Origin of the sequence: Marinobacter segnicrescens (assembly GCF_900111555.1) — a bacterium.
Classification (GTDB): domain Bacteria; phylum Pseudomonadota; class Gammaproteobacteria; order Pseudomonadales; family Oleiphilaceae; genus Marinobacter; species Marinobacter segnicrescens.
Genome location: NZ_FOHZ01000003.1, coordinates 124,326 through 142,788 on the forward strand (window position 1 = coordinate 124,326; position 18,463 = coordinate 142,788).

19 protein-coding genes are annotated in these 18,463 nt (G+C 59.9%); 11 read left to right on the plus strand and 8 right to left on the minus strand.

All coding sequences use genetic code 11. The annotated features are described in order from the left end of the window. A complete protein-coding gene (locus tag BM036_RS04825; RefSeq protein ID WP_091849106.1) occupies window positions 1-825 on the minus strand; it encodes an ATP-binding cassette domain-containing protein in 825 nt (274 codons plus the stop codon). Between the two features lie 216 nt (window positions 826-1,041). Between BM036_RS04825 and BM036_RS04830 the strand changes: the two genes are divergently transcribed. The 11 genes from BM036_RS04830 (at window position 1,042) to yjgA (ending at window position 8,876) form a co-directional block, all read left to right on the plus strand. Continuing rightward, window positions 1,042-2,010, plus strand: a complete 969-nt coding sequence (locus BM036_RS04830) for a KpsF/GutQ family sugar-phosphate isomerase (RefSeq protein WP_177185996.1) — start codon at window positions 1,042-1,044, stop codon at window positions 2,008-2,010. A gap of 7 nt (window positions 2,011-2,017) precedes the next feature. Beyond that, the gene (locus BM036_RS04835) at window positions 2,018-2,590 is read left to right on the plus strand and encodes a KdsC family phosphatase (protein WP_177186001.1); all 573 of its coding nucleotides are present in this window, start codon (window positions 2,018-2,020) and stop codon (window positions 2,588-2,590) included. Next, window positions 2,587-3,207 carry an LPS export ABC transporter periplasmic protein LptC gene (gene lptC, locus BM036_RS04840; protein WP_091849109.1) on the plus strand — a complete coding sequence of 207 codons (621 nt, stop codon included), beginning with the start codon at window positions 2,587-2,589 and terminating at the stop codon, window positions 3,205-3,207. Before BM036_RS04835 ends, lptC begins: the two co-directional genes overlap by 4 nt. Beyond that, a complete protein-coding gene (lptA, locus tag BM036_RS04845) occupies window positions 3,191-3,724 on the plus strand; it encodes a lipopolysaccharide transport periplasmic protein LptA (RefSeq protein ID WP_091849110.1) in 534 nt (177 codons plus the stop codon). The genes lptC and lptA overlap by 17 nt, the downstream gene beginning before the upstream one ends. 11 nt (window positions 3,725-3,735) lie before the next feature. Beyond that, a complete protein-coding gene (gene lptB, locus BM036_RS04850) occupies window positions 3,736-4,461 on the plus strand; it encodes an LPS export ABC transporter ATP-binding protein (RefSeq protein ID WP_091849111.1) in 726 nt (241 codons plus the stop codon). A 238-nt stretch (window positions 4,462-4,699) separates the two neighbouring features. After that, window positions 4,700-6,217, plus strand: coding sequence for an RNA polymerase factor sigma-54 (locus tag BM036_RS04855; RefSeq protein WP_091849343.1), 1,518 nt, complete (start codon window positions 4,700-4,702; stop codon window positions 6,215-6,217). A 29-nt stretch (window positions 6,218-6,246) separates the two neighbouring features. Beyond that, window positions 6,247-6,555: a ribosome hibernation promoting factor gene (gene hpf / locus BM036_RS04860; RefSeq protein WP_091849112.1), complete on the plus strand. Its 309-nt coding sequence runs from the start codon at window positions 6,247-6,249 to the stop codon at window positions 6,553-6,555. 93 nt (window positions 6,556-6,648) lie between these two features. Continuing rightward, a complete protein-coding gene (gene ptsN, locus BM036_RS04865; RefSeq protein ID WP_091849113.1) occupies window positions 6,649-7,116 on the plus strand; it encodes a PTS IIA-like nitrogen regulatory protein PtsN in 468 nt (155 codons plus the stop codon). 63 nt (window positions 7,117-7,179) lie between these two features. Beyond that, the gene (gene rapZ / locus BM036_RS04870; protein WP_091849114.1) at window positions 7,180-8,070 is read left to right on the plus strand and encodes an RNase adapter RapZ; all 891 of its coding nucleotides are present in this window, start codon (window positions 7,180-7,182) and stop codon (window positions 8,068-8,070) included. Continuing rightward, window positions 8,067-8,336, plus strand: coding sequence for an HPr family phosphocarrier protein (locus tag BM036_RS04875; RefSeq protein WP_091849115.1), 270 nt, complete (start codon window positions 8,067-8,069; stop codon window positions 8,334-8,336). Before rapZ ends, BM036_RS04875 begins: the two co-directional genes overlap by 4 nt. 3 nt (window positions 8,337-8,339) lie before the next feature. Beyond that, a complete protein-coding gene (gene yjgA, locus BM036_RS04880; protein WP_245742473.1) occupies window positions 8,340-8,876 on the plus strand; it encodes a ribosome biogenesis factor YjgA in 537 nt (178 codons plus the stop codon). 5 nt (window positions 8,877-8,881) lie between these two features. Here the strand turns inward: yjgA and BM036_RS04885 are convergent, their stop codons facing one another. The 7 genes from BM036_RS04885 to BM036_RS04915 all read right to left on the minus strand — a co-directional run bounded on the left by BM036_RS04885 (window position 8,882) and on the right by BM036_RS04915 (window position 18,363). Next, window positions 8,882-9,712: a carbon-nitrogen hydrolase family protein gene (locus tag BM036_RS04885; RefSeq protein ID WP_091849116.1), complete on the minus strand. Its 831-nt coding sequence runs from the start codon at window positions 9,710-9,712 to the stop codon at window positions 8,882-8,884. Window positions 9,713-9,762: 50 nt separating this feature from the next. Beyond that, window positions 9,763-13,713, minus strand: coding sequence for a YhdP family protein (locus BM036_RS04890; RefSeq protein WP_091849117.1), 3,951 nt, complete (start codon window positions 13,711-13,713; stop codon window positions 9,763-9,765). A 5-nt stretch (window positions 13,714-13,718) separates the two neighbouring features. After that, window positions 13,719-15,206 carry a ribonuclease G gene (gene rng, locus BM036_RS04895; protein ID WP_091849118.1) on the minus strand — a complete coding sequence of 496 codons (1,488 nt, stop codon included), beginning with the start codon at window positions 15,204-15,206 and terminating at the stop codon, window positions 13,719-13,721. Between the two features lies 1 nt (window position 15,207). Continuing rightward, window positions 15,208-15,816 (minus strand): Maf family protein, encoded by a 609-nt coding sequence (locus BM036_RS04900; RefSeq protein WP_281247009.1) that lies wholly within the window; start codon window positions 15,814-15,816, stop codon window positions 15,208-15,210. A gap of 19 nt (window positions 15,817-15,835) precedes the next feature. Beyond that, on the minus strand, window positions 15,836-16,312 hold the full coding sequence (gene mreD / locus BM036_RS04905) for a rod shape-determining protein MreD (protein ID WP_091849119.1): 477 nt from the start codon (window positions 16,310-16,312) through the stop codon (window positions 15,836-15,838). Next, the gene (gene mreC / locus BM036_RS04910) at window positions 16,312-17,208 is read right to left on the minus strand and encodes a rod shape-determining protein MreC (protein WP_091849120.1); all 897 of its coding nucleotides are present in this window, start codon (window positions 17,206-17,208) and stop codon (window positions 16,312-16,314) included. The genes mreD and mreC overlap by 1 nt, the downstream gene beginning before the upstream one ends. A 114-nt stretch (window positions 17,209-17,322) precedes the next feature. Continuing rightward, window positions 17,323-18,363 carry a rod shape-determining protein gene (locus tag BM036_RS04915; protein WP_091849121.1) on the minus strand — a complete coding sequence of 347 codons (1,041 nt, stop codon included), beginning with the start codon at window positions 18,361-18,363 and terminating at the stop codon, window positions 17,323-17,325. Window positions 18,364-18,463 lie beyond the last annotated feature (100 nt).

Here is an 18,463-nt window from a genome sequence, read left to right on the forward strand (position 1 = left end):
CTAGCCACGACCAGCACCTCCCTCGACGGTGCCACCCCAGTCCGCCCGGGCATCCGGCGCGGGATAATGGAAGGGTACCGGGCCGTCCGGATTTCCATGCAGAAATTGCTGGACCTTGGGCGAGGCGTGGTTTCTCAATGCTTCCGGGGTACCCTCGCCAATCACCTTGCCGTCGGAAACAATACAGGCGTAGTCGGCAATGCTCAGCGACTCAGGCACGTCGTGGGATACCAGCACACTGGTCAGGCCCATGATGGCGTTCAGCTCACGGATCAACTTGACCAGCACACCCATGGCAATGGGATCCTGCCCGGCGAAGGGCTCATCGTAGAGAATCAGCTCCGGGTCCAGGGCAATACTCCGGGCCAGGGCCACCCTCCGGGTCATACCGCCAGACAGTTCCGCCGGCATCAGGTTGCGCGCCCCCCTCAGGCCCACGGCTTCGAGCTTCATCAGAACGATATCCCGGATCATGTCGTCGGGGAGCCTGGTGTGCACTCTCAGCGGAAACGCCACGTTCTCAAAGACACTCAGGTCGGTGAACAGCGCTCCACTCTGGAACAGCATCCCTATATCCTCGCGCAGCCGGTACAGGTCCCTGCGCTTGAGGGACGGCACATCGTGGCCTTTTACGCGGATACTGCCGCTGTCCGGGCGCAACTGCCCGCCGATCAGCTTGAGCAATGTGGTCTTGCCGGTGCCGCTGGGTCCCATGATGGCGGTGATGCGGCCACGGGGCACAGCGAGCGACACCCCATCGAAGATACGACGGCTGCCCCGGGTAAATACAACATCGTCCAGAAGAATGTAGGAACTGTCAGTCATGCCCGAAACCACCGGAAATTTGGCGTTACATTATGCCAACTTGCCCCGCGGCTCAATGACTGCGGGCGTTAAACTTTGTGAATAGTCGATTTACCGGTGGCTGCGCCGGGCCCCTGCCGCCAGTCCACCCCTGTTGATGATATACTTCCCACCCTATAATCGGGATTTATCAACCAGGGCCTGCCCTGTGCTCACAGCGTCTGAATCAGGAGCCCCATGACTAAACCGTTTGTTGCCGCCGCACTCAACGCCATCGACATTGAGCGCCAGGCGGTCGAAGCCCTCTCTGACCGCATCGACGACGACTTTATCCGGGCCTGCGAAGTCATCATGGCCTGCAAGGGCCGTGTTGTGGTGACCGGCATGGGCAAGTCCGGTCATATCGGCAACAAGATCGCCGCGACCCTGGCCAGCACCGGCACCCCCTCCTTCTTCGTTCATCCCGGGGAAGCCAGCCACGGTGATCTGGGGATGATCACCAGCCAGGATGTGGTCCTGGCCATTTCCAATTCCGGTAACACCGGCGAGGTCCTGACCATACTGCCCCTGCTGAAGCGCATGGGCGCACCACTGATCAGCATGACCGGCAACCGGGACTCAACACTCGCCCGGGAGGCAGTGGCAAATCTCGACGTCAGCGTCGCCAAGGAGGCCTGCCCATTGGGGCTGGCACCCACTTCCAGCACTACCGCCACCCTGGTGATGGGCGATGCCCTTGCAGTCGCACTGCTCGAGGCCCGTGGATTCAGCGCTGAGGACTTCGCATTCTCCCACCCCGGGGGCGCCCTCGGTCGCCGTCTTTTACTGCGGGTCGCCGACATCATGCATACCGACGACCGTATCCCCCGGGTCCGGGACACCACGCCCCTGGCCGGGGCCCTGCTGGAGATATCACTCAAGGGGCTGGGAATGACCACCGTCGTCAACGAGGACGGTCAGCTGGTGGGTATTTTTACTGACGGTGACCTGCGCCGCACCCTGGACCGCTCCATTGATATCCAGAAGACGCTGATCCGGGATGTCATGACCCGTAACGGCCGCGTTATTCACGATGACCAGCTGGCCGCAGAAGCACTGCATGTCATGGAGGAACTCAAAATCAACGCCCTGCCTGTCCTGAATCGTGAGGAACAACTGGTGGGCGCCCTAAACATGCACGACCTGCTGCGGGCGGGGGTGATCTGAGATGGTGATGACCACCCAGGGAGCAGCGACACAGAGACCAGCCTGGCCCAGAGAGGCCCTCGACAAGGCGTCAGGCATTACCCTGTTGGCACTGGATGTAGACGGCATCATGACCGATGGCTCACTGCTGTTTTCCGCCACAGGTGACGAGCTGAAAGCCTTCAATATCCTCGACGGGCTGGGCATGAAACAGGCCATGGCAGCGGGCATCGATATCGCGGTCATTACTGGCCGCACCTCAGCACTGACTGAGCGGCGCATGCAAAGCCTGGGGGTGGGCATGTTACTCCAGGGACGTGAAGACAAGGTAACAGCCCTGCAGGAAATCGCCTCCCATCGCCAGGTGTCGCCGTCCGGGATTGCCTATATGGGGGACGACCTGCCCGACCTGGCTGCAATCCGCTATGCAGGCTTTGGCGTTACCGTGCCCAACGCACACTGGTTTGTTCGCCAGCACGCCGATTACTGCACCCACGCCACCGGAGGCAATGGCGCGGTGCGAGAGCTGACCGACCTGCTGCTGGCGGCCCGGGGCACTCTCGACTCAGAGCTGCAGCGCTGGCTTGGAGAGACCGAATGAGTGACCAGGATGATCGCAATCTCCTGATCCGTCTGCTGGATTTCCTGGCCCACCCACGCGTCCGCAATCCGGGCCTGGCCATTGCAGCTGTCGTGCTCGGTTACATGCTCTGGCAAAGCGATGACCCCCGCTCTGTGGATACCGCTGCCATTGCCCTGCGGGGCGAAACCGAGCCAGACACCTTTGTAAATCAGGGTATTTTCCGCTCCTTTGATGCGTCCGGGCGACCCGAAATCGTCGTCACCAGTCCCCGGACTGAACAGTTCGATGACCGTAAAGAGGCCTTTCTGGAGGCCCCTGACGGTACTCTGTATGATCATGAGGCAGACCTGCGCTGGCTGATCACCGCGAACACCGGCCTGTATGATATGGCCGCCGAGGTGATGGACCTGGAGGGTGACGTGGAAGTGATCCGTCGTACAGGCGGGGGTGATGCTGTCTTGCTTACCGAATACCTTCGCATTGATAATGCCTCCCGAACAGCGACGACTGATCGCCCGGTCACCCTGACATCACCGGGAAACATCACCCATGCCCGCGGCCTGACCGGCTGGCTCGATGAGCGGGTGCTGGAACTGGAGAACTCCGTTGAGGGAATCTATGAAACCCGTCAGTAGCCCGCTGCGCTGCCTGCTTGTCCTGGTAACGCTGGTTGCCGCTCTGCCGGCTGGCGCTTTCGACATGAACTCGGACGAGCCTATCCGGATCACTGCGGACTCCGCCCGCCTGGACGACAATCAGGGCACCGCCATTTACCGGGGCAATGTCGACGTTCGCCAAGGTGACGTGCTGCTCACAGCTGACCGGGTCGACGTTTACAGGGGTAGCGAGGGACTGGACCGCATCCACGCCCGGGGCCGCCCGGCCACTTACGACCGGCCTGCAACCGCAACCGAGGGCCCCGTCCACGCCGAAGCGCTGGAAATTCATTACTCCGCCAGTGAGAACCTGCTTCGCTTTGAGCAAGAGGCCGTTGTTGAGCAGGGGGAAGACGAGTTCCGTGGCGCCATCATCAACTACGACACGGCCAACCGGATTGTCACCGGTGAAGGCCGCACTGAAACCGGTGAAGGATCCGGCCGGGTCGAAATGGTGATCCAGCCCAGGGGCAACAGTTCATCCAGCAGTAACTGACGGCACTCGCTATGGCATTGTTACAGGCGAACCACCTCGCCAAGAGCTACAAACAGAAAAAAGTCGTCATCGACGTCTCCCTGAGTATCGAGAGCGGGCAGATCGTCGGACTGCTTGGCCCTAACGGGGCCGGCAAGACCACCTGCTTCTATATGATCGTTGGCCTGGTGCCGGCGGACCATGGCCACATCAGTATAGACGGCAAGGACATCACACCGTTGCCCATGCATGGGCGCGCCCGTCAGGGTATAGGCTACCTGCCCCAGGAAGCCTCTGTTTTCCGCAAGCTCTCCGTGAGCGACAACCTCATGGCCATACTGGAAACCCGCAAGGACCTGAACCGGCGCCAGCGGGAAGAAAAAATGGAAGAGCTGCTGCAGGAATTCCACATTACCCACATCCGTGACAGCGCCGGCATGGCCCTCTCCGGCGGGGAGCGTCGCAGAGTGGAAATAGCCCGAGCCCTGGCGATGGAACCGGCCTTCATCCTGCTGGATGAACCCTTTGCCGGCGTGGACCCGATCTCGGTGAGTGACATCAAGCAGATTATCCGCCACTTGCGGGACAAGGGCATCGGTGTGCTGATCACCGATCATAACGTGCGGGAAACCCTGGATATCTGCGAAAAGGCGTATATCGTCAGCAGTGGACACATTATTGCCTCGGGTTCCTCGGAAGAAGTCCTGGCCAATCAGCAGGTCAAAGACGTCTATCTCGGGGATGAATTCAGGCTCTGAGATCGGCGGCGATTCCGGTACGCCCTGCCCCGATCTGTAAACTGACGCCGGTTGCAGCAATTGTCTTCAATGCGGCAAGGGGGTACACTCGGCAAAGAACTTGCTTGTTAATTCCAAGTATCCGGTAACACTGATATTTTTCCCTGATATTGCCAGTTTTTTGAGCTGGATCAGACAACTTCGGGCTAACACATGTTATCGGTAACCTCAGAAGGGTGATGGACGTGAACTCATGGTGATGAAAGCCTCCTTACAGTTAAAGATGGGTCAGAGCCTCACAATGACCCCGCAACTGCAACAGGCGATCCGTCTGCTCCAGCTGTCCACCCTGGACCTGCAACAGGAAATCCAGCAGGCACTGGACTCCAACCCCATGCTGGAAACCTCCGAGGACGACGACCAGGAAAGTTCTGATGCCGAGAGGGACAACGAGCGGGACGAGCGCAGCGATGAATCCGTGTCCGCCTCTGAGGGCGAAAGCGCAGCGGACAACACCTGGGAGGAATCCGACTGGTCGGCAGAGAACAACAGCGGTGACACCATTCCCGATGACCTGCCAGTGGATACCGCCTGGGATGACATTTACCAGTCGGCGCCAGCACCCGCCTCCCGCGGCGATGACGACAACGACATGGATTTTGACAGCCGCAACCCCGCCGCCGAAACCCTGCGGGACCACCTCGAGTGGCAGCTCAACCTGACTCCACTGAGCGAGCGAGACAGCGCCATTGCCCATGCCCTGCTGGACGCTGTGGATGAACGGGGCTACCTGACGGCCACGCCGGAAGACATACATTCCGGCCTGGAAGACGAAACCGATGACGACCCCGTCGAACTGGACGAAGTGGAGGCAGTACTCCACCGCCTGCAGCACTTTGACCCCCCGGGCGTATTCGCCAGGGATCTCCAGGAATGCCTGCTGATACAACTTAACCAGTTACCCCCGGACACCCCCTGGCTGGACAAGGCCCGGCTGGTGATCACCCACTACATCAACCTGCTGGGCAACCGTGACTACGCCCAGCTGCTTCGCCGAAGCCGCCTGAAAGAAGACCAGCTAAGGGATGTGCTGGCCGTCATCACCTCCCTCAACCCCCACCCCGGCAATGCACTGGACCGGTCCGAACCGGACTATGTCATCCCCGATGTAATTGTTCGCAAGGACAATGGTCGCTGGCGGGTGGAGCTGAACCCGGAAATTGCACCGCGTATTCGCGTCAATACGAGCTATGCTTCGCTTATACGCCGGGCGGACAGCAGCGCTGATAACACCTACCTGCGCGACCAGCTCCAGGAAGCCAAGTGGTTTATCAAGAGCCTGCAGAGTCGTAATGAAACCCTGTTAAAGGTCGCGACACGAATTGTTGAACATCAGCAGGGTTTTCTGGACCATGGGGAAGAAGCGATGAAACCGCTGATACTGTCGGACATCGCCCAGGCCGTGGAAATGCACGAATCCACCATTTCCCGGGTCACCACGCAAAAATACATGCACACCCCCCGTGGCATCTTCGAGCTGAAGTATTTCTTCTCGAGTCATGTAAGCACGGAGGAGGGCGGCGAATGTTCTTCCACAGCCATTCGTGCCATGATCCGCAAACTGATCGCGGCAGAAACCCCGAAAAAGCCGCTCAGCGACAGCAAGATTGCCACCATGCTGGGAGAGCAGGGCATAAAGGTGGCCAGGCGCACGGTAGCCAAGTATCGTGAAGCCATGCACATTCCGCCCTCAAACGAGCGGAAACGACTGGTCTGAACAAAGGGTCTGACAAACAGGAGAAGCCCATGCAAATGAACATTTCCGGTCATCACGTAGAACTGACTCCCTCGCTGAAGGATTACATCAACGAAAAATTCCAGAAGCTCGAACGCCACTTCGATCACATCAGTAACTGCCAGGTGACGCTGGAAGTGGAGAAGGTACGTCAGATTGCAGAGGCCACCCTGCATGTCGTAGGCGGCGAAATTCACGCCAAGGCCGAGAACGACGACATGTACGCTGCTATTGATGCACTGGTAGACAAACTTGACCGCCAGATCCTCAAGCACAAGGAAAAGAACGTTGATCGGGCGCACGGAGCCACGGCCCGCTAACGATTGTGACACTGTAACGGCTATAATCTGACTCACAACGCTGCGGTACGACCTCGTACCGCAGCATTTTTTTATCGGGACCGATGAGAATCCATGACCGATTCGACCTTGACCATCAACAACATCCTGGCGCCGGAACTGACGCTGTGCCGTGTTAATGGCACCAGCAAGAAGCGCATTCTGGAGTTCATTTCCGAAAAAGTGGCTGGCCAGTACCCGGAACTCGACGAAACCCAGATCTTCAACAACCTGATCGCCCGGGAGCGCCTTGGCAGCACTGGTATTGGTCAGGGTATTGCCATTCCACACTGTCGTCTGGATGGTTGCACCCGGGTTGTGGGAGCACTGGTAACGCTGGAAGAAGGCGTGGCCTTTGACGCCATTGACAACCAGCCGGTAGACCTGTTGTTTACACTGATCGTGCCCCGGGAAGCCACCTCTGAACACCTCGAACTGCTGAGCCAGTTGGCCGAACAGTTCAATGACCGTAGTTTCTGCGATGCCCTGCGGGCCTGCACCAGCAATGACGGGCTCTATCAGAAGATGACCGGAAACCGCTGATCCGGTCCGGATGTCGCCCGACGCCCACAACGGCTTCGGCAAAGCTACCAGAGGACCAGTCCCATGAAACTGATCATCGTTAGCGGCCGCTCCGGTTCCGGCAAGAGTACCGCACTCCACGTGCTTGAAGACCTGGGCTTCTACTGCATCGACAACCTGCCCATTGGCCTGCTGTTCCCGCTGACCACCGAGGCAATGGCCGGAACCTCCGGCAGCCGCCTGGAAAATATCGCGGTCAGTATCGATGCCCGCAACCTGTCCAATGAGATTGCCAACTTCGAAGCGATCCATCAGCGCCTGATGGAAGCTGGCATCGTGACCGAAATTATCTACCTGGATGCCACCGAGCAGTCGCTGCTGCAACGTTTCCACGCCACCCGTCGCAAACACCCCCTCAGCGACGACCAGACTTCCCTGACTGAGGCCATACGGTACGAAAAGAAATTACTGGAACCTATTGCCCAGCTGGCAGACCTCTACCTGGACACGACCGAGCTGTCCATGTACGAGTTACGGGATACCGTCAAGCAGCGCATTATCGGCCGGAGCGAGCAGGACCTGGCCCTGCTGTTCCAGTCTTTCGGTTTCAAACACGGGGTACCGGTGGACTCTGATTACGTGCTGGATGTGCGCTGCCTGCCCAATCCCTACTGGGATCCCCAGCTGCGCCGTTTCACCGGCGTCGACCAGCCGGTGATCGACTTCCTGGGATCGGACCCGATGACCAACCGGATGATCGACGACCTGACCCGGTTCCTGGAAACCTGGCTGCCCCAGTTCAGCAACAGCAACCGCAGTTATATGACCATCTCCATTGGCTGCACCGGCGGCCAGCATCGTTCGGTGTACGTCTGCGAACAGCTGTCCCGTTATTTCAGCAAATCCTACAACCAGGTTCAGACCCGGCACACGGAGTTGCCTCACCTGAACCCGCAACACCGTGGTAACCCATGATTCGCCAGTCCGTCACCATCATTAACAAACTTGGGCTACACGCCCGCGCTGCGGCGAAACTCGTCGAAACCGCGTCCCGGTACGACAGCCGCGTGGAACTGGTCAAGGGCAACCGCCAGGTGGATGCCAAGAGCATCATGCCCGTGATGATGCTGGCAGCGAGTCAGGGAACAGAGGTAGAACTGGTGGCCGAGGGGCCGGACGAGCAACAGGCGATTGCTGCCCTCGAGGCACTGATCAACGACTATTTTGGCGAGGGCGAGTAAGCCGTGAGCAAACAGGAAGATAACCGGGTTCCGGAGGACGACGAGTCCATCAAGAGCAAATCCCAGTTGAAGCGTGAAATGCACGCTCTCCAGGATCTGGGTAAGCGCATGATGGACCTCAGTGATGACCAGCTCACGGGCCTGCCCATGAGTGAAACGCTGAAAGCGGCCATCGTGGAATCCCGGCGGATCCACCAGCACGAGGCTCGCCGCCGGCACCTCCAGTACGTGGGCAAGGTCATTCGCAACGAAGTAGATCCGGAGGCCCTGCGCCGGGCGGTAGAGGCCTTTGACGCAGGCAGTGAGGAGCACACTCGTCGTCACCACCTGGCCGAACGTTGGCGCGACCGCCTGATCGAGGAGGGCAACCCCGCGGTATCAGGATTCGTTGAGCAATGCCCTGCCACCGATGTGCAGCACCTGCGTAACCTGCTGCGAAACGCCCAGAAGGACATCAAGACCGGCAAGAATACCGGCCAGGCCAGGAAGCTGTTCCGTTATTTGCGGGAGTGTATCGACGAATCCGAAAAATCCGCCTGAAAACGTCAGAGCCGGCGGTGCTCCCATACCGGCATCCGCTGGCGCACTTCCTGCAGATAGTCCATATTAAGCTCTGCCGTGATCACGCCAGCGCCTTCGGCAAGTTCTTTCACCACCTTGCCCCATGGGTCCACAACCATCGAGTGACCATAGGTCCGGCGCCGCTCGCTGTTTTGACCACCCTGCCCCGGCGCGACCATCCATACCTGGTTCTCAATGGCCCGGGCACGAATCAGCGGATGCCAGTGGGCGTCGCCGGTCTGCCAGGTAAAGGCGCTTGGCAGGGTTATCCAGTCCACCTGCTGCTCCCGTAGTTGCCGGAAAATCTCCGGGAACCGCAAGTCGTAACAGATCGCCAGGCCCAGCCGTCCGGCGGGTGTATCCACGGTCACCAGCTGCTCACCAGGCTCAAAGGTATCCGATTCACGGTATTGCCCCTGACTGTCCTCCACCATGGCATCAAACAGGTGGACCTTGTCGTATCGGGCGACCTCGACACCGCTGTCATCCACCACAATACAACTTGCCCTCACCCTGCTCGCCAGGGGGCTACCATCAGGCCTGGCCGCAATGGGTAGCGACCCACCAACGATCCAGATACCGTGCTTGCGGGCCTGCTCAGAAAGAAAGCGGCGAATCGGGCCATCGACGCTGACCTCCCGGCCACCATGGACCGGCATATTCGCAGTATCCAGCACGGCAAAGTTTTCCGGCAGCACGGCTACCCTCGCCCCCTGCTTGCCAGCCTGGGCCAGCAACAGGGAAGCCTGGTGCAGGTTGTCATCAATATCATGGGTGCTGACCATCTGGATAGCGGCGACCATTGTCTTGGGCATAGCGTCCTCCTGGTGCAGGATTTCGATCGGATAGCGGTCCTTCGGAACCCTCAGTCCTGGTTGCCGGCGTCAAAGATATTGCGCAGGTTGACCTCGGGATCGTCCCAGGTGCCACCGACACTATAGGTTGCACTGGTCAGTTTACTCAATGGCTCCCCCAGCAGTTTGTCCAACACAAACAGCGCACCGCCAACGGGAGGTGATGCCCCCATGAGGATCGCCGCCAGTGGCAGGTTCTGGGTGAGGGGCAGGATCACTACCAGCCGCATGTCCAGCGTACGGTTTGCAAGGTTCGTGGAACCGGACATTCGCAGGGCACCTGAAGGGCCCGCCAGCTGGAGATCCGGATTCCAGCTCAGGGTACCCTGCTTCAGGGTTCCCTGGCCGGAGATGGCATCAAAGGCCACCCCGGCCTCGTATAGATCGGAGAAATCGAAGGTCAGCCGTCGCTGCAACGTGTCGGTATTGAGCAGGTTGAACAGGCGGAACAGTTGCGCAGTATCGTTATTTTCAAGAATGACACCATCTTCCAGGCGAAGACTGAACTCACCATTAAGGCGTCCGACGGCGAACTGATCCGGCCGCCCCGGCCAGGAAAGGCCAAGATCAATGACCGAGCTTTCACTGGTCAGGGGCGCCTCCATGCCCAACAGGGTCGCTGCGTCCTGCAGGTTGCCGCCCTCCAGCACGCCCTGCAGCACCGTTGCTTCCTCGCCTGAGGTTACTCCCCAACGGACCCGGCCATCAAAGGCCATTGAACCGATCTGGCCCTGAAGATCCTGAAGCGTCACCTGGTCCGGGGAGGGAGACAGCAGGAATGACCAGGCCCCGGCGGGATCGTCACCCAGCCACAGCGAGCCGATGCGCACATCCACTTCGGGCCATTGTCCGGCAGCCATATTACGGAACGTCTCAAGCTGCTCTGTGGGAGTCAACAGGGGCGCAGCCTCGTCAGCAGCATCATCGTCGGAACGTGCCAGCCGCAGTCTTTCCAGGTCCACCAGGACCGGCTTGCCGTCGGCAGGGATACGAACCACCCCGGTAGCCCGATAGGAGTCCGTAGTCAGCAGCCAACCGCCCGGCTCAGGGGTCAGCGTTGCGGTCACCCCTGGCAGTGCGTGGTCGCCCAGAACCAGTTCCTCCATGGACACTTCTACCCGCGTGAGCCAGTCAAAACCGGAACCGGCCGACTGGCTGCCCGTTCCGCGACCTCCTGCACCGGAGTTAGCCATTATCTGGTCAAACCAGGATTGCCATTCTCCGGGGACAAATCGATCCACATTCGCCCTGACCACCAGGCCTGCCTCTTCCGGCAGGTAGGCACCAATTCCGCCTACAACCACCTGGCCATTAAAGAAGCCCTGTTGGCGCCATTCCAGTGCCACAGATAATCGCTCTCCCCAACGCCCTTCGATTTGCACACGGTCACCGTCCGGCCAGCGGACCAGGGCCTCGATGCGTTCTTCCGGGCCCGCTTCCCGCCCCAGCGGGGTGGGCCAGTCCGACCAGAGACCGGCACTGCTGGCATTAATCAACAAGCGGGCCGGGACGCCGGATGAGAAATCAAGGGTTGCCCCATATGGCAGTCGCCCTTCGATGCCGTTGATAACCTGGCCTTCCGGTAGCAGCCTTGCGGCCAGGGTGGCCACATCGGTCTGCCCGGTCTGGCTGATGGTCAGGCCTTTGTTGCCGCCATTGCCGGCCAGCTTGATCGTTACGGGCTGACCAAGGAAGCGGGCGCTCAGGGGATCGTCTGAGAACCCTCCGACCGAGCTATAGGAAAGATCGCCACTGATTCCCTGCCAGCGCAGATCTGCTGCCGGGTAGTAAACCTCTCCGTTACTGGTGCGGACACGGGCATCCACGTCAACATCAGGGTCGGGACCGAGCGGAAACCGCAACGACAGGTCTACGTCATAATCACCAGACACCGAGAGGGCCTCCCCGGCCCCACCGGCCATCTCTCCCAGCGGGGTTTCCGCCAGCCAGTAGGCAATCCGTTGACCATCGACAGCAGCCCGGGTCGTAACACTGACCACTGGCGAAGCTTCCTCGGGGCTGACAACCACTTCAGCTTGCGGTAGTGACAGGCCACCGGTTTGTGCCTGGTCCAACTCCACATGGGTACGGCCATTGTGGATACGGACGCGGCCATTGGCATCGGTAACCTCAGGCCACGCGGGATCGTAGGCGATGCGCCCGTTCCGGAATTCGTATTCCATGGCCGTGCTGAAGGCGAACCGGGGCGTGTCCTTGCCGATCTGGCCATGCCCGTAGAACTCGCCGCGGGTAATATCACCCTCGAGGATAGCCGTTGTCAGCCAGTCATAGAGTTCCGGATCGACGGCACCCACCGGAACAAAGTCCGCCAGCATATTGGCCACGCCATTCTCGACCGATACCTTCAGGCCCAGGTTATCCTCCCCGTAACGGTCCAGACGGAGATCAAAGGCGCCTTCGAGACGGGTCCGGTCCTGGTAGGTCATCTGCAGGTCACGGGCGAAAACCCGGGTGATCCCCCCGTCCAGGCGCCACCCAACCTGGCCGGACGCCCGGCCGAAAGCCCAGGGGCCAGCGAAGAGTTCCGGAAAGTGCAGGGTCGTATCCTCACCGTCGACCCCCACCTGCCCGCCATGGCGATTGAGCCATAGCCTGCCCTGTACATTGCCGCCACCGGGTGCGCCCTGATGGGGCTGCACCGATACACCTTCAAGGCGGGCGGACAGGTGGAATTCCTCAGGCAGTTTACGGGGGATCTCCAGATCGAAAGCCGACAGATCACCTTCAGGAGCGAGTGCAGCAAGGTGGTACTGGGCCCGGGCTGGCAACAGCTCCGAAGCCACAGCCAGCCGAGCCAGGGGACCTACCGCTACCCTGGGCGCCCTGACGTGGAACGCCAGGCGATCATAGTCAATTCGTCCCTCCACACCGGTCACCTGGTCCTCCTGCCAACGCCAACCCAGCTCCTTGACGTGGAAGCTGCCGCCACCGTCGGTGCGCCGCCAGCCAATCCGGGCAGACAGCCCTCGCAGGGGGGCCAGGGTATCCAGCTCGCTATCCAGCTGCACCCGGTGCACCTCAAGCTGACCGTTCAGGCGCTCTAACTGGCCATTCTGGAAGCTTAGCCAGGTGCGGGCATCGGCGTTAAGCTCACGAATCTCGAAGCCGCGCCACTGAAGTCCCCGAGTGAGTCCTTCAAAGAAGGCACCCGGAGTCAACTCCGCCCAGACCTGGCCCGTAAAGCGGCCGTCAAACAGGTCCTGGCCCGTAACCGAAAACGTGGCCAGTTGCTCGAGCGTACCCTGGCGCATGGCACGGCCAGAGGCAGACATCCGCTGATTACCGTAAGCCAGGTCCAGCTGTGGAACGTCCAGGAACACCGTGTCAGCGTCTGGCGTCTTCAGGCCGACGGTAAGATGGGTAAGACGAATGTGTGGGTCAGAGATCCTGGCCGTCAGTTCATCCAGCCAGCGTCGCGGCTCCAGCCACTGTTCTCTCTCCAGGGGCTCTCCGCTCAGACCCGGCCCTGGCTCAGGAAGGGTCAGCCCCTCAATGGCAAGGCGCCCGTCAGAGTCCTGCTCAACCACCAGGTCCAGGCCGTCGGCTTCCATCCGCTGGAACACCAGCCCCATGCGTAACAGTGACCTGGGCCCGTCCAGGCGCAACAGCAGCTGTTGCAGCGCTACCGCACTACGGTCCGGCGCATCCTGGTGGGCGATGCGCAGACCTTCCGCCAGCAAAATCGGATCCGCCCCCTGCCACCGGGCCGAGAGCGACTCGATAGACACCTCCTGGCCCAGCCGCTGGCTGAGCAAGGCTTCCAGCCGGGGCCGGTAATCATCAACGTGCTCGGCGGTGTACCTCGCCCAACTGGTCAGCACAGCGATCACCAGCAACAGGGCGATGGACAGCCACATCAGGGCCAGCAGCAGAAAACGGGACAGGGACCGTCCCCCGGACTCCCGGGCTGGGTCAGGAGAGGGGGACGCTGGCCGGGCCATTGTGCTCAGAGTAACACCACATCGTACTGTTCCTGGCTGTAGAAGGGTTCAACCTGGAAACGAATGGACTTTTCGATGAAGGTTTCCAGGTCCGCCACATTGTCAGCCTCCTCATCCAGCAAACGATCTACCACCTTCTGTGACCCCATCACGAGGTAACTTTCCGCATCATAGGCGCGATTGATCCGCAGGATTTCCCGGAATATTTCATAGCATACGGTCTCGGCCGTCTTGAGGAAGCCGCGGCCATCGCAGATGGGACAGGGCTCACACAGAATCTGACCAAGACTTTCGGTGGTGCGCTTGCGGGTCATCTCCACCAGGCCCAGCTCGGAGACACCGGTAATCTTGGTCTTGGCGTGGTCCCGCTCGAGCATCTTCTCCAGCATCCGATGTACCTGGCGCTGGTGTTCAGGGTCTTCCATATCGATAAAGTCGATGATGATGATGCCCCCAAGGTTCCTCAGCCGGAGCTGACGGCTTATGGCCCGCGCGGCCTCAAGGTTGGTCTTGAAGATGGTTTCTTCCAGGTTGCGGTGGCCGACAAACCCTCCGGTATTGATATCAATGGTGGTCATGGCCTCGGTCTGGTCGATGATCACATAGCCACCGGATTTCAGCTGGACCTTGCGGCTCAGGGCTTTCTGGATTTCATCCTCAACGCTGTAGAGATCAAAGATCGGGCGCTCGCCGGGATAGTACTCCACCTTGGTTTCGAATTCGGACACAAATTCACGAACAAAATCCATCACCCGCTGATAGCTTTCCCGCGAATCGATGCGAACCTTTTCGGTTTGAGGCCGGATCAGGTCACGAATGGTGCGGATAAACAGGGGCAAGTCCTGGTAGATGATGGACGGCGCCATCACATGCTCTATCCGGTCCACGATAGACTGGTTCAGGCGTTGCAGATACACCATGTCCGCCAGCAGGTCCTCCTCGGACACCCCTTCCGCTGCCGTCCGGATGATAAAGCCGCCGGCACAGTCTTCCTGCTCGCTGATGGCACTTTCCAGGATGCCCTTCAGGCGGGTCCGCTCATCGTCATCCTCGATGCGCTGAGAAATCCCGATGTGGTGAACACCCGGCATGAACACCAGGTAACGGGAAGGAATGGAAAGCTGGGTAGTGAGCCGCGCACCCTTGGTGCCGATGGGATCCTTGGTGACCTGAACAACCAGGGACTGCCCCTCCCGTAGCAGCGTTCGAATGTCCGGTACCGTTCTGGGACCATCCCCGGTATCGCCATTATCCCCTGCAGAGGTGGATGGCATGACGTCGGAAGCGTGGATAAACGCAGCCCGCTCCAGTCCGATGTCGACGAAGGCCGCCTCCATACCCGGCAAGACGCGGACTACCTTACCCTTGAAAATATTACCGACAATCCCCCTGCGGGTTGTCCGCTCGACATAAGCTTCCTGAAGCATCCCGTTTTCAACCAGTGCCACCCTGGTTTCCACCGGGGTCACGTTGATCAGGATTTCCTCGCTCATGTCATTCTCCGTTGTTGGATGTCCAGTAGTGCCAGACCGGCAGACCTGCCCCTGTCAGCAGGCCCGCGGTCACGTCCAGGGGCAGCCCTACAACTGCACTGTAACTGCCTTTGATGGATGCCACAAAGGCGCCGCCGCGGCCCTGTATGCCGTATGCACCAGCCTTGTCCATGGGCTCGCCCGTATCGCAGTAGGCGTCAATTTCACGTTCATCAAGGGAACGGAATTCCACATCGGTTGTGCTGACGGATACCTTTGTACCATCACTGGTCGTCAGGGCAACGCCGGTCATTACCTGGTGTGTGCGGCCTGACAGGGCCTGAAGCATTGATTTCGCTTCTTCCCGATCCACAGGCTTACCCAGGATCCAGTGTTCCAGCACCACAGTGGTGTCGGAGCCGATGACAAGGGCTTCCGCCTGCCCCGCCTGTTGATAGCCAGCGAGGGCCTTCTCCCGGGCCAGCCGCTGCACATAGGCTTCCGGCTCCTCCCCCGGACGTGGGGTTTCATCGATAGCCACTGGCTGTGTATCAAAGGATAGCCCAAGCTGCCTGAGAAGGTCTGCCCTTCGCGGCGATGCCGAGGCCAGTATGACCGAGTGTTTCATCATGCGTTTTCCGACAGGACAGTCAGCCGAGTTTCAGGTTCAGTTTGTCCAGCAATGGGCATAACACCAGCCACAGCCCGGCACTGGTCACGGCTGGCCACAGGTAGGCAAACCCTGGCGTCTCTGCTCCCAGTATCTGTTTGATAAAATGCACCAGCATCTGGTTGATCCCCACCAGGAGGAAAACGATTATGCTCTGCTGGATCAGCGGGAACATTCGCAGGCGCTGGTGGACTGTCAGCACCAGGAACGCCACTACCGCCATGGCGAGCCCGTTAACCCCCAGGGGCGTCGCCTCGAGCACGTCCAGCAAGAGACCCAGCACCCAAGCTGTCAGAATGCCGAACTGGGCCGGTGCCCGATAAGTCCAGTAGAATACTACCAACGCCAGCCATTCCGGGCGGAACTCGAACCAGCCCTGGGGGAACAGGGAAATACTTGCGACCAGCGCCAGCAGGATACTGAGGAACATCACCGGATAACTGATTATCGACAGCATCAGTTGGTCTCTCCGCCGGTTTCCGGGCCAGCGTCCGGGGCCATGCTGCCGGCTTCCTGCTGGTCGTACAGCTCCTCAGTACCAGCCGCCCCGGCCTCAGAGAACACCACCAGCACCAGCTTGCTTCTGCTCAGCCGGGCCATCGGAGTGGCGTGAATAGTCACAAAGGGGGCACCGGGGTCCTTGGTAATGTGGGAGACTTCAGCCACCGGATACCCCTTCGGGAAACGCCCCCCAAGGCCAGAGCTCACCAGGACGTCTCCTTCACGGATATCGGCGGTATCCGGCACATGGACCAGCTCCAGCTGACCGATATCACCATTGCCCAGCAAAATAGCCCTCAGGCCATTCCGCAGGACTTCTACCGGTACTGCATGGCTGCTGTCAGAAATGAGCAATACACGGGAGGTAAACGCCGCGGTATAAAGCACCTGGCCCATCAGGCCATTGGAGTCCAGGATTGCCTGACCGGCTTCCAGACCATCCCGGGCACCCTTGTTGATGATCACTTCATGGGAGAAGGGATCCGGGGACACCCCGACAACCTCGGCGACCACGACCCGGTCATCAAGCGCCCCAGAGGCATTCATCAGTTCCCGCAAACGGTTGTTTTCTGCGGCCAGGGCACCGTACTTGAGGGCACGGCGCTCAAGAATCATCAGGCGGGCCTTGAGGGCTTCATTTTCGCTGAGCAGGTCTTCCCTGGGGGTAACCACGCCTGCAAACCAATCCCCGAAACGATCCGGGGCGTTACCCAACCAGAATACCGGCGCAAGCGCACTGGCAATACCACTGCGCAAGGGTTCGAGCCGTTCAAAGCGGTCATCTGCCACGATCAGGACCGCCGACAACACCAGCACTATAAGCAGACGGAATCCTGGAACAGGACCCTGCACGAAAATGGTCTTAATGGCGCAACCCCCTTGCCCCGATAACGCAACCGCCGCTGGGGCGTAACCCCAGCGGCGGTATCGGGCATGAGTCAGTCAGGCCGGAACCCGGAATCACGGTCACCCCTCCTGGGAGAACATGCCAATTCCGCCACGGTCGATAACTTCCAGGGCCTTGCCGCCACCGCGGGCGACACAGGTCAGGGGATCCTCCGCTATGATCACCGGCAGGCCGGTTTCTTCGCTGATCAGCTTGTCCAGGCCCCGCAACAGGGCGCCGCCACCGGTCAACACAATGCCGCGCTCGGCAATATCCGATGCCAGCTCAGGAGGGGACTGCTCCAGCGCGCTCTTGACGGTCTGGACGATCTGCGCCAGGGACTCCTGCAGAGCGTCGAGAATCTCTTCGCTGTTGAGTGTGAACGCCCGGGGAACACCTTCCGCCAGGTTGCGGCCACGAACATCGATCTCCCGGATTTCAACGCCTTCGTAAGCGCAGCCGATCTCGTGCTTGATGCGCTCGGCGGTAGAATCACCGATCAGGCTGCCGTAGTTACGACGGACATAGGTGACAATAGCTTCATCAAACTTGTCGCCGCCAACCCGCACGGATTCTGCGTAAACGATGCCGTTCAGTGAGATGATGGCAATCTCGGTGGTACCACCGCCAATGTCGACGATCATGGAGCCACTGGCCTCTTCAACCGGCAGGCCGGCGCCAATCGCTGCCGCCATGGGCTCCTCGATCAGGAACACCTCCCGGGCACCGGCGCCCAGGGCGGATTCACGAATCGCTTTCTTTTCAACCTGGGTGGACTTGCTGGGCACACACACCAGCACCCGCGGGCTCGGAGTAATAAAGCTGTTCTCATGCACCTTGTGGATAAAGTGCTGCAGCATTTTCTCGGTGACCACGAAATCGGCGATAACACCGTCCTTCATGGGACGGATAGCCGTAATGTTACCGGGAGTCCGGCCAAGCATTCGCTTCGCCTCGGAGCCGACGGCGGCAACCATCTTCTGGGAGTTGTTGGTCCGGATCGCAACCACCGAAGGCTCATTCAGCACGATCCCCCGCTCACGGACATAAATAAGGGTGTTTGCGGTACCAAGATCGATCGAGAGATCGCTGGAGAATAGGCCTCGGATACGTTTCAACATTCGCGTTATTTCAACCTGAGAAATGCAGTCTGGAAATGATGCGGCAACTTTAGCAGTGAGCACCCCCGCAGGCAAGGCGCGATGCGCCGGGTTACAAGCC

Excerpts from the sequence above, each read along its gene's own strand:
- BM036_RS04885 (WP_091849116.1), bottom strand. The coding sequence starts at position 9,712 with ATGCCCAAGACAATGGTCGCCGCTATCCAGATGGTCAGCACCCATGAT.
- BM036_RS04835 (WP_177186001.1), top strand. The coding sequence starts at position 2,018 with ATGACCACCCAGGGAGCAGCGACACAGAGACCAGCCTGGCCCAGAGAG.
- rapZ (WP_091849114.1), top strand. The coding sequence starts at position 7,180 with ATGAAACTGATCATCGTTAGCGGCCGCTCCGGTTCCGGCAAGAGTACC.
- BM036_RS04875 (WP_091849115.1), top strand. The coding sequence starts at position 8,067 with ATGATTCGCCAGTCCGTCACCATCATTAACAAACTTGGGCTACACGCC.
- lptB (WP_091849111.1), top strand. The coding sequence starts at position 3,736 with ATGGCATTGTTACAGGCGAACCACCTCGCCAAGAGCTACAAACAGAAA.
- BM036_RS04915 (WP_091849121.1), bottom strand. The coding sequence starts at position 18,363 with ATGTTGAAACGTATCCGAGGCCTATTCTCCAGCGATCTCTCGATCGAT.
- ptsN (WP_091849113.1), top strand. The coding sequence starts at position 6,649 with ATGACCGATTCGACCTTGACCATCAACAACATCCTGGCGCCGGAACTG.
- BM036_RS04890 (WP_091849117.1), bottom strand. The coding sequence starts at position 13,713 with ATGGCCCGGCCAGCGTCCCCCTCTCCTGACCCAGCCCGGGAGTCCGGG.
- lptA (WP_091849110.1), top strand. The coding sequence starts at position 3,191 with ATGAAACCCGTCAGTAGCCCGCTGCGCTGCCTGCTTGTCCTGGTAACG.
- BM036_RS04855 (WP_091849343.1), top strand. The coding sequence starts at position 4,700 with ATGAAAGCCTCCTTACAGTTAAAGATGGGTCAGAGCCTCACAATGACC.
- lptC (WP_091849109.1), top strand. The coding sequence starts at position 2,587 with ATGAGTGACCAGGATGATCGCAATCTCCTGATCCGTCTGCTGGATTTC.
- rng (WP_091849118.1), bottom strand. The coding sequence starts at position 15,206 with ATGAGCGAGGAAATCCTGATCAACGTGACCCCGGTGGAAACCAGGGTG.
- mreD (WP_091849119.1), bottom strand. The coding sequence starts at position 16,312 with ATGCTGTCGATAATCAGTTATCCGGTGATGTTCCTCAGTATCCTGCTG.
- BM036_RS04900 (WP_281247009.1), bottom strand. The coding sequence starts at position 15,816 with ATGATGAAACACTCGGTCATACTGGCCTCGGCATCGCCGCGAAGGGCA.
- BM036_RS04830 (WP_177185996.1), top strand. The coding sequence starts at position 1,042 with ATGACTAAACCGTTTGTTGCCGCCGCACTCAACGCCATCGACATTGAG.
- hpf (WP_091849112.1), top strand. The coding sequence starts at position 6,247 with ATGCAAATGAACATTTCCGGTCATCACGTAGAACTGACTCCCTCGCTG.
- BM036_RS04825 (WP_091849106.1), bottom strand. The coding sequence starts at position 825 with ATGACTGACAGTTCCTACATTCTTCTGGACGATGTTGTATTTACCCGG.